The sequence below is a fragment of the Paenibacillus sanfengchensis genome (assembly GCF_036864765.1).
Lineage (GTDB): Bacteria > Bacillota > Bacilli > Paenibacillales > Paenibacillaceae > Fontibacillus > Fontibacillus sanfengchensis.
On record NZ_JBAGJC010000011.1, the window covers coordinates 130,815 to 141,148 of the forward strand.

At 45.3% G+C, this 10,334-nt stretch carries 10 protein-coding genes; 6 read left to right on the forward strand and 4 right to left on the reverse strand.

All coding sequences use genetic code 11. The annotated features are described in order from the left end of the window. The first annotated feature begins 110 nt into the window (after positions 1–110). The 5 genes from V4U84_RS20585 to V4U84_RS20605 all read left to right on the forward strand — a co-directional run bounded on the left by V4U84_RS20585 (position 111) and on the right by V4U84_RS20605 (position 5,373). Positions 111–1,502 carry an ABC transporter substrate-binding protein gene (locus tag V4U84_RS20585; RefSeq protein WP_334077876.1) on the forward strand — a complete coding sequence of 464 codons (1,392 nt, stop codon included), beginning with the start codon at positions 111–113 and terminating at the stop codon, positions 1,500–1,502. A 133-nt stretch (positions 1,503–1,635) separates the two neighbouring features. Beyond that, positions 1,636–2,502 (forward strand): carbohydrate ABC transporter permease, encoded by an 867-nt coding sequence (locus V4U84_RS20590; RefSeq protein ID WP_334077883.1) that lies wholly within the window; start codon positions 1,636–1,638, stop codon positions 2,500–2,502. Positions 2,503–2,555: 53 nt separating this feature from the next. Beyond that, a complete protein-coding gene (locus V4U84_RS20595) occupies positions 2,556–3,389 on the forward strand; it encodes a carbohydrate ABC transporter permease (RefSeq protein ID WP_334072738.1) in 834 nt (277 codons plus the stop codon). 20 nt (positions 3,390–3,409) lie between these two features. Next, a complete protein-coding gene (locus V4U84_RS20600; protein WP_334077877.1) occupies positions 3,410–4,552 on the forward strand; it encodes an efflux RND transporter periplasmic adaptor subunit in 1,143 nt (380 codons plus the stop codon). Positions 4,553–4,740: 188 nt separating this feature from the next. Then, positions 4,741–5,373 (forward strand): NAD(P)H-dependent oxidoreductase, encoded by a 633-nt coding sequence (locus V4U84_RS20605; protein ID WP_334077878.1) that lies wholly within the window; start codon positions 4,741–4,743, stop codon positions 5,371–5,373. 227 nt (positions 5,374–5,600) lie between these two features. On the opposite strand, the gene V4U84_RS20610 is transcribed toward V4U84_RS20605, so the two are convergent. From V4U84_RS20610 to V4U84_RS20625, 4 genes are all read right to left on the reverse strand, one after another. After that, positions 5,601–6,608 (reverse strand): CPBP family intramembrane glutamic endopeptidase, encoded by a 1,008-nt coding sequence (locus tag V4U84_RS20610; RefSeq protein ID WP_334077879.1) that lies wholly within the window; start codon positions 6,606–6,608, stop codon positions 5,601–5,603. Then, a complete protein-coding gene (locus V4U84_RS20615) occupies positions 6,605–7,249 on the reverse strand; it encodes a response regulator transcription factor (protein ID WP_334077880.1) in 645 nt (214 codons plus the stop codon). The genes V4U84_RS20610 and V4U84_RS20615 overlap by 4 nt, the downstream gene beginning before the upstream one ends. Beyond that, positions 7,236–8,411 carry a sensor histidine kinase gene (locus tag V4U84_RS20620; RefSeq protein ID WP_334077881.1) on the reverse strand — a complete coding sequence of 392 codons (1,176 nt, stop codon included), beginning with the start codon at positions 8,409–8,411 and terminating at the stop codon, positions 7,236–7,238. Before V4U84_RS20620 ends, V4U84_RS20615 begins: the two co-directional genes overlap by 14 nt. Before the next feature lie 107 nt (positions 8,412–8,518). Continuing rightward, positions 8,519–9,871: an MATE family efflux transporter gene (locus V4U84_RS20625; protein ID WP_334076920.1), complete on the reverse strand. Its 1,353-nt coding sequence runs from the start codon at positions 9,869–9,871 to the stop codon at positions 8,519–8,521. Between the two features lie 140 nt (positions 9,872–10,011). On the opposite strand from V4U84_RS20625, the gene V4U84_RS20630 reads away from it, so the two are divergent. Then, positions 10,012–10,334 (forward strand): TetR/AcrR family transcriptional regulator (locus tag V4U84_RS20630; RefSeq protein WP_334077882.1); only part of this gene is annotated, 323 nt, incomplete at its 3' end.

Sequence of the window (10,334 nt, forward strand, 5' to 3'; positions counted from 1 at the left end):
CAACTTCATTACAAGTCTATCTAACTCCTTATATATCCCCGTACTACACTTAATGGAGTAACTCCACGGGATAATCGCGGAGAGATCGATGATGGGAAGGAAGAAAAACAATGAAAAAAGCTATGTTCATCCTATTCACGTTTATCATGGTCATTGTCTCTGCTTGCAGTACCCCTACTGGCGGCAATGAAGGCAATGAAAGGGGAGCGCAGACGACAGGCAGAGCCAGCAGTAACCATCAAGACAAAGAAGAAGGAATGCCGGTTGATGAAACGAAGGACGGCAAGAAAACCGTTGTTGTATCTCTGCTTGCAGCGGACGATTTCTTCCTTCAAGCGAAGCAGAAATACGAAGCCCAGCATCCGAATACGACGATTCAGTTCAAGGAGTTTCCTACTGAGGGGGCAACGATGAACCCAGCAGAAGTGGAAAGATATGTAAAACAGATCACTACGGAGGTTTTATCAGGTAAGGGAGCGGATTTATATGCTGTTTCGGTTATTCCCCTGCCCATTGAGAAGTATGTTAACAAAAAGGCTTTTGTTAATTTAGAAGAGCTAATTAAGAGGGATAAAGCTTTTGATCCCAGCCTGTACGAAATGAATATTATTGAAAATTCCCGAATGAATGACGGTATCTATACCCTTCCTTTAGAGTTTGGCTTAGAAGTTTTGTTTGGGGATGCCGCAAATATCGAGAATGCTGGCGTCACCATCGATGATAAGAAGTGGACATGGAGCGATTTTGCAGAAATAAGCAAAGAGTTGGCTAATAAGGGAGAGCATGCCGTCTCCATGGACAATTGGCCTCCGGAACAGCTGTTAAATAACCTTGTATCCGACAATTATGCCAAATTGGTCAATGGGCGGACCGCATCTTTTGACTCCGCGTTATTCATAGATTTGCTTAAGCAAGTGAAATCATTGTATGACGACAATATTATTACGTCGGAAGTCATTGGTGGCTCGCAAAAAACCAATTTCTTATATTCTAGAATCATCTCCCCTTCGGATTATCTTGTCCGTCTCAGTTTATATTATGATAACGCAAAAATCTATCAGAAGCCGCATTCAGCCGACCAACAATCAGGTGTATCCTTTAGCGTGACCAGAGAGCTAGCGATGAATGAAAATTCTACGGTCAAGGGGGAAGCGTGGAATTTCATGAAGTTCTTAATGTCGGAAGAGATGCAGTCCTTCCCGCAGCGATCTTATATTTCTATAAATAAGGCGGTCAATGATGAAGCTATTAAAGATGTAGTGAAGAAAGGGATTAATGATCCTAAGGCCGGTAAGGTCATTGAAGCAAGCGAAGAGAATCTTCAACCATTTAAGGAAATGGTATCTGAGGCTCGTTTAAGAAATTATGGATACGATGACGAACACAACATGTTTTCAAAGATCATCGCAGAGGAAGGGAAAGCATTCTTCACGGGTCAGAAATCTGCCGAAGCCACCGCTGAGCTCATACAGAACCGGATAACGACCTATTTGAATGAATAAGGAGCAGCGGCATGGAGTGAAGCTTTGGAACGAAGTTAGGGATGAGCCCTGAATAGTTGGCGCAGGGTTCATTCTCTCTTTTTCGAAACGGTGAAGGAGGTACAAGGTGAAAGGCAATCTATTCCGGAGAAATATGAGGGGCAAGCTGCGTCAAGACTGGACCGTTGCAGCTCTGTTTCTGGCACCAAGCCTGATCGGTTTTTCAATCTTTTATCTCGTTCCGTTCGGCATGGGATTTCTCTATTCGTTTCAGGATAGTACGATCGATGGTTCATTTGTTGGATTTGATAATTACAATACATTGCTTGCAAGTTCTTCCTTCCGCAAGGCAGCGACGAATACGTTTCTGTTCACAAGCGTGAGCGTGCCCCTGATGATCTTGGTGTCATTGTTGCTTGCTCAGTTGTTGAACAAAAAGTTGTTTCTTCGGAATTGGCTGCAAACTGCTTTTGTATTGCCGCTTGTCGTACCCGTGGCATCAATCGTTATGATCTGGCAAATTGTATTTGACTGGAATGGCACCTTAAATGCATGGTTGCAGAACTTCAATGTTGAGCGGATCGATTGGATGAAATCGGAGTGGTCCATTGGTGTGCTGGCCATCGTCTATACGTGGAAAAATATTGGCTACAACATCATATTATTTCTAGCGGGGCTACAGAGCATTCCCAAAGACTACTATGAAACGGCAGATATCGAAGGAGCGGGCAGATTTCATAAATGGTTCCATATTACACTTGTTTATTTGACTCCGACGATGGTTTTTGTTTTTCTGATGTCTATTATTAATTCATTCAAAGTGTTTCGCGAAACATACCTGATTGCAGGCGATTATCCACATGACCGTATTTATATGTTGCAACATTATATGAACAACATGTTTCTTTCTCTGGATGTTCAGAAGCTGACGGCTGCTGCCGTGTTAATGGTAGTCTGCATTCTTATTTTTGTAATGATGATGTTAGCTGTCGAACGTCGTTTTAGGGATTCCATGGAATAGGCAAGGTGGTTGGAAAATTGACTTTCATTCAAAAGCTTACTCTATCGATAGTTATGGGTGTGCTGGCTTTACTGATGCTGTTACCGATTGTGATCACTGTCACCAACTCATTCATGACGGAGGCCGAAATCGAATATAACTATCATCTCATTGGCCAATTGATCAATATTGAAGCAGGGGAAAAGGATGGATTCATTAATATAAAGCTGCTTCCTGATTGGGTATCTTTCCGTCAATATGCGGAGGTACTGGTTCACAAACCTGTGTTTCTCCAAATGTTTTGGAATTCTGTGTTTATGGTCGTACCTATTATTGTTTTGCAAGTGCTGGTTGCGTCATTAGCTGCCTATGCGTTTGCAAAGCTGAGGTTTCCGGGACGAGACAAGCTGTTCTTTCTATATGTTTTAACGATGCTTATGCCATTTCAGGTGACACTCGTGCCCAATTATATCATTGCCGATAAGCTGGGGCTTATAAATACAACTTCAGCCATTATATTGCCGGGTATATTCAGTGCTTTCGGTGTATTTATGCTCAGGCAGTTCGTGATGCATATTCCTAATTCTTATATCGAAGCGGCCAAAATAGATGGCGCAGGGCATTTGAGAATTTTTTATCAAATTATTGTCCCGCTTGTTCAGCCCGGTATGGCTGCGCTCGTCGTTCTACTATTCGTTGATAATTGGAATATGGTCGAGCAGCCGCTTATTTTTCTTGAGGATGCATTTAAACAACCGCTGTCGCTGTATTTGTCACACATTAATAAAGATGCACGTGGCGTCGCCTTTGCTGCATCAGTCTTATATATGACTCCGATGGTGCTTTTGTATTTGTACGCTGAGTCTTATTTTGTACAGGGCATTCAGCTATCAGGAGTTAAAGGTTAGTCTATTGCGGGGGGATATGAATGGAAGTGCAACTTGCTAGTAAAACGATATCTGGACGCAAACGGAGGATTCGCATCTTCTTTGGCTTATTTGTGTTGCTACTCGTTGCATTGACATTGTTTAGCAATACTCTAAAGGCGTTAACGCTCCCTAAGGTTGTAGTTACAACACCGGAAAGAGGGGAGTTAAATCACACTTTTCAAGGTATGGGCATTGTGAAGTGGCGAGAAACATCAGCTTTATCGGGCGCTGCGGGAGGCAAAGTTGAGAAGGTCCATGCCAAGGAAGGCAAAACGGTTAAGAAAGGAGCGATACTTGTTGTTTACAACCAACGGACGCTCCAGCGTCAAATAGAGGATGAGCAGACGCAATTGAGCCAGTTAATGCTTACGCTAAAGGAGCAGCAAAATAGTTATAAGGAAGCTTCGATAAGCGGCGATGAGAAAACAATCGTAAAAGCTAACAACGATATGAAGAGGACCCAAATAGATATCGATGTCCAAAGACGGAAAGTTCAGAGATTGCAGGAGGATTTGCAAGAAAACAGCACATTGATTGCACCTTTTGACGGGATCATTACGAAGGTTAATGCAGTGGAGGGGCTTGAGTCAAAAGGGGAAGATTCCGATGTCATTATCGCGAATTCGAAACTCGGCTTTGAGTTTGAGTTTACGGCTCCAGCGACATTAATTGATAATCTGGAAAAAGGAGCAAGATTGAATGTTCGATTAGGAGGCAGTAATGCCAGACAAGTCGAGGGGAGCATTGAGGATATTAAAGATACCGAACAACCGCTTAGTGAACCAGAAAACGGTGGAAACACACCTGCTTACACAACCCCTATGAAGCAACTGGTTATTGCTATTGAGAATAAGGAGCTAAAGGGCGGAGAGTCGGCAGAGACCCAGTTGATCAAAACGGTGAATGATTTGATCCTAGTACCGAATGAAGCTATCCACAAAGAAGGAGACAAATCGTACGTATTTGGCGTTGAGGAAAGAAACGGACCGCTAGGCAACAGCTTTCTTGTTAAAAAAACCTACATTACGATCATAGATTCGAATGAAAATCAATCGGCAGTAGACGGTTTAATGGAGCATCAACCGATCATTGTTGAGAGCGGTGCTCCGCTGCAAGAAGGCGATAAGATTCGATTGCACTAAGAAAATATTGGGGGCGCGGATTATATGAAAAAAGGGGAGATTCCCACTCCGGCAGGGATTACGCATACGACGATTACTATAAGTAATACTATACCACATTTTTGTGCCTACTTACCATTAGTAAGTATATATTATATGATCAACCTAGAAATTGTATTTCATTTAATTACAGAAAGGAAGTTTTGATGATGGCAACTGTACTGTACATCACCGCGCATCCCCTTGATCCTGAGGAATCTTTTAGCCTTGCGGTGGGCAAAGAATTTATTGAAGCATACCGTGAGGCAAATCCAACGGATGAAGTTATTCATTTGGATATGTACAAGGAGGATATTCCACAATTTGATGCCGATGTTTTACGGGGTTGGGGAAAGCTTCGAACGGGTTCGTCTTTCGAGCAACTGTCTGATGCCGAGAAATCAAAAGTAGCTCGTCTTGAGGCGATTGTTGATCAATACGTAGCTGCCGATAAGTACGTGTATGTTTCCCCCATGTGGAATTTTTCGATCCCGCCGGTTTTGAAGGCATACACGGATGCGACTTCAATTCCGGGCAAGACGTTCAAATATACCAAAAACGGCCCGATAGGTCTGTTATCCGGCAAGAAAGCCTTACACATTCAAGCGAGCGGTTCCGTTTATTCGGAAGGCCCTCTTGCTCCAATTGAAATGGGGTACAGCTATCTTACCAAGGTTTTACAATTCTATGGGATTCCATCTGTCGAGTCTATTTTTGTTGAAGGAACGGCATCCTTGGAGAAGGCTCCAGCTATTAAAGAAAAAGCAATTGCCCATGCGAAGGAAGTTGCCAAACGTTTCTAATAAGGGGGATTGGCGGTCGCACATGGCTAAGAAACCTGATGATTCTACACTCACGATAGCAGGTCGAGACGCAGCCGGCCGGCAAGATGCTCGGCAAAATCGTATTAGAAGGATTTGAAAAATGCTAAGGGGAGTAGAAGAGCCTCCAATCGCTCCAAAGGAGAAGTCAGAGGCACTAAAGGACGCCGTCAGACGTTCTTCCTATTTCTTTTTCTCCAACTCCGCCTTTAATCCCGCATTCTCTTCCTTCCATTGTCAAAATGGGCATAGAAAGTTATTAGCATAGGAATAGAGATCAGAAGACTGACTACGACCGGAACTATAGAGCCTTCAAGTCCAAAGTCGCCCCCCGTGAGAAGTGCGGCACCGTTGACCTTTACAGTAAATAGACCGTTAGCGGCGTGTCCGGAAACAGGAATGCCAAGCAAGCCTTCAACGGCATTCCAAGCAAAATGCAATCCCATGGTAAACCACAAGTTCCGCCGCCACAAGAAAGCGGCTCCGAGCAAAACCCCTGCTTCCAGGGCTATGGCGAGCGCGCTCCATAAGGTTGCCCCTGTATTTCCAAGATGGGCGACTCCAAAGAATAGTGAGGTCACGGCAAGTGCGAGTGTTTTTCCCCCTAATTTATCGATGGCTTGCAACATAAGTCCCCGAAAGATGAGTTCCTCGATAACGGCTGCTCCTAAAGCTGCTTCAATGGAGGAAATCAGAACAAAACTCGTATCCGTGGAACCTGCCCACTGAAAGGAGTACCCTCCCAGAGCCATAATAATAAAAGCGGATCCCGTGATAAAAAGGGTCCCGATTAGTACGCCCAGAACCGTTTCAATCCCTGCGCGCTTTCCAGATATCTCCGGAGTGGATTGCCGGGCCAGGTATGTCAGCGTGAGCTTATAAACCAAGATGGCAAGAAACCCCGTTATTAGAGTAAAAATAAGGGAAACGATCCCATCGAATTGCGCTGTCAACTGCCGGAATAACGTATCTATGAGAATAATGCCGATAGCTCCCGCAATCATCCAAACGATGGGAAAGCCCCAAAATAAACTCCAAGCGCTCAACTTTTTGCCATTATGCAGCAGATCTTTATTTTCAGCCCTTTTTTTCTTCATGCCTTTCATCGCCTCTTTTGTAGTTTGATGCTCTGAGTATAGGCCGAAAAAGTCATAAAGAGACAGTGCGCTTTGGTCATAATTTATTCTATGCCTATATTCAAAAAAGCGGCTTTTCAATGATCCAAAATTCCCGAATCTCGGGCTTTACGGGCGGCCTCCCGCCGTCCTTTCACATGAAGCTTCGAATAAATCGTCGAGATATAATTTTTAACCGTTCCTTCACTAAGATACAACACCTCGGCAATTTCTTGATTGCGCAGGCCTGAAGCCAGCTTATGCAACACTTCTATTTCACGGGCTGAGAGCCCAAATTCATTATTTTTCACAGGGGGGAGATTGTTCATGTCCTTGATCATTTTACTCGCCATTTCCTGTGTAATTAAAGTCCCTCCCGCTTGAACCACACGTATGCCTGCCGCCAGGTCTCTGGGATGAATGGCTTTGAGAAGATAACCTTCCGCGCCATGGCTTAACGCCGCTAACACATATTCCACTTCCTTATAGGAGGTCAGCATGATGATTTTGGTTGCCGGCATTCGCTCTTTAATCAGGGCCGTTGCGGCGACGCCGTCCATGACGGGCATGTTGACATCCATCAACACCATATCCGGCTTGAACTCCTCGCAGCCTTTTATGGCTTCTTCTCCGTTCTTGGCTAAACCGACAATGTCCAAATCCTCTTCCATGGACAGCACGATATGTAAGCTCTCGAGAATTAATTCTTGATCATCAGCAATCAGCACTTTAATCTTCTCCATGCGGGATCATTCCTTTCAGCGGGATTTCGCATCTGACTTCGGTTTCTGCCGGAGTTCCCTCCCTGGATGATAGGCGTAGGCAGCCTCCCAACCGCTCAACCCGATGTTTCATCGTGGTCAAGCCGAAGCCAACATTTAGGTTGTCGATCGGTATACCGTTATTTCGGACGGATAAATGAAGATGGATCTCGGAATACCCAAGCTCCAAATGCAGTTGAGATGCTTTTCCGTGTTTTAGTGCATTTGTAAAAGACTCCTGAATGACCCGTAGAACCGCTTGCCGTACTTCAAAACGTATGGGCAGCTCCGTCTCCGGCAGACTCAAAGTCAGGGCCGTACCCGTGTGCTCCCGAAGACGGACCGCAAGGGATTCAACCTGTCGGATCAGACTGGACTCCTCTTCTTCTCCCATCTCGTGTACGATGCTTCTCATTTCGTTCAGATTTTGCTCAGCCAGTGCCCGTAAGCGAATTAATCGGTCTTTGGCCTCGGCGGGCTTGCTATCCACAAGGGCAATCGAAGCATCCAGGCTCAGAATGAGCGAGATAAAGGAATGCCCCAGTGTATCATGAAGCTCCTTGGACATGCGGTTGCGCTCTTCAAGCAGAGTCATTTTCTCGATCTCGGCCGAGTAGTGGGTTAAGAGCTTATTTTGACGCTCCACTTCGGCTGCCAGTTTATTCTTCTGCTCATACGCATTGGCGACGAAGCTTGCCCACATCCCGATGAAGCAGAACAGCAGGTTGTCTGTTCCGATACTTAGGGTTTGCCCCCAAGATATTCTTAAGTAGGACTGAAAGAAAAATGGAATGACAGCGAGTAAGGGAATGATCCATAGGGTTGGCTTCGTTAATAAGTATCCCATTGTAAGACTCGGCAGCAAGTAGTCCGCTTTTGAAGTCAGAGCCGGATCCATGACAGAATGCACATAATAAGAACCACCAAGCAACAGCTCCAGTAGGCAAAACCAGACTTTGTTCATCCGGCGCCCGGGAAACCAGAACAGCAAAGGGGCAACAAGGGCTATGCTCAGCCAGGTCACGTTAATTAACATTCGGGTCGAAAACTCACTTCCTGCCAGAACCCGGGACAACAGCAAAATATAATGGTACGAACGAAGGGCGAATACTCCCCAATCCATGAAAGATAATATTTTTTTCATAGCCTCATCATACAGGAAAACCCAAAAACTTGGGTGAAGAATACGTAAAAAGGACAGGATCAGAAAGCCTCGGATCCTGTCCTCTTGCGTAGGATAGATTTCTTTTCTTACTGAACTAAACTCTCCAAATCCGGCTGCAATTTGTTTCGCAGAACATATAGCATGATGACACCAACCAGGAACGCGACGGCATCCGCAATGACGAGTGACCAGACTACCCCGTGGAAGCCGTTCATCTGATTGGCGATAAACAATACAGGAATCAGAGTAACTCCTTGAATAACCGACATCGTAAACGCGGCGGTTCCCTGCGCTGTGGCTTGGAAAATCCCCGTGAACAACGTGGTCATTCCTGTAATGAACAAGGATAAGAACGTCACATGCAGAATGTAGCTGCCCATTTCGATTAATTGCGGGTCATGCGTAAATAAACCAATCAAGTGATCGGAAATCAGATAGACGATGACGCCGAACACAACTGCTAATGCTACAATCACTTTGATCGTAAATCCAATGGTATGCTTCATGCGTAATTTATTTGCTGTAAATGAGAAGGCGATGAGCGGCACGACTCCCTCGCATAACCCCATCAGAATAAACTCGGGAAATTGCAACAAACGTGATGAAATTCCGTAAGCCGCTACGGCCGGATCCCCATATTCAATAAGAAAATGGTTAAAGATGAGCGACATCGCCCCCAAAAAGATACTCATAATAAAGACGGGAACTCCGATTTTGAATACATTGCCCAGAATGTCCTTGGTGGCCTTGAACCATTTCACGGAGACGGTTAAGAATTGGCTCTTAGTTCCCATATGGAAGGCGTAGAAGGCACTCGCAACCAAGTTGGAAATGACCGTAGCGGACGCAACTCCGATCACGCCCCAATGGAAGACAAAGATGACTATCGCATCGAGAATAATATTGACGACAACACTGAGCATCATACCGATCATCGACGTGATGGCCGCACCCTCCGAGCGCACGATATTCTCCAGCGTGAAGAATAATACGACGAATGGCGAACCCATAAGCATAATCGTGACATATTCCTTCGTAAATCCGAAGGAGTCAGGTGTGGCCCCCAGGCCATGAACGATAGGATCGATCAATGGGAGGCCGACGGCAATGACGATCAGACCGAGACCTAAGCTGCTGTAAAAAGCGAATGAAGACACGTGCTTTACATCATCATATTTTTTCTCTCCCAGCAAACGGGAAATGAATGTACCGCCGCCGATACCAACCAAGTTGCCTAGCGCCATAATGATCGCGAATAACGGCAGGGTTAGCGCGAGTGCGGTTAGCATGGCGGTATTGTGAAGTGTACCAAGGAAATAGGCGTTCAAAATGGAATAAATGACACTCATTGACGTGCCTAGCATCATCGGTACAGCGAAGTGAGCTACAGCTTTTGCGACGGGGGCCTTTTCAAAGTAATGGAGGTTTTCTGCATCCATGTGGATCACCACTTTCGTAATATAATTTTAATTGCTAATCTAACAGTGTTAGGTTGAGCCTTACAGTGTTAGATGATATCATAAACTTTATAAACCTGTAAAGCATAAACTTACACTGTTAGGTAAAAGGGCGGGTATCGATGAAAAAACAACAGCCTCAGATTTCGGAGGATAAGATTTTGGAAGCTTCGTGGGAGCTTCTTGGAGAGGATGGCATCGAGAAGTTCAGCATGAGACGATTGGCCGGACGGCTGGGGATTCAGGCTCCCTCGCTGTACTGGCACTTCAAGAGCAAACAAAATCTCTACCAACGTCTGGCCAACCAGGTATCGAAAAAGATTCTGGAGGAGTACCGTGCCGAGGGGGACTGGAAGGAGCAACTGAAGGGGCTTGCGGTAACGGTTCGAAGCGTGCTCGGCCGGTATCCTTGCTCCACGCAGCTCATGATGTCGACGCTGCCCCA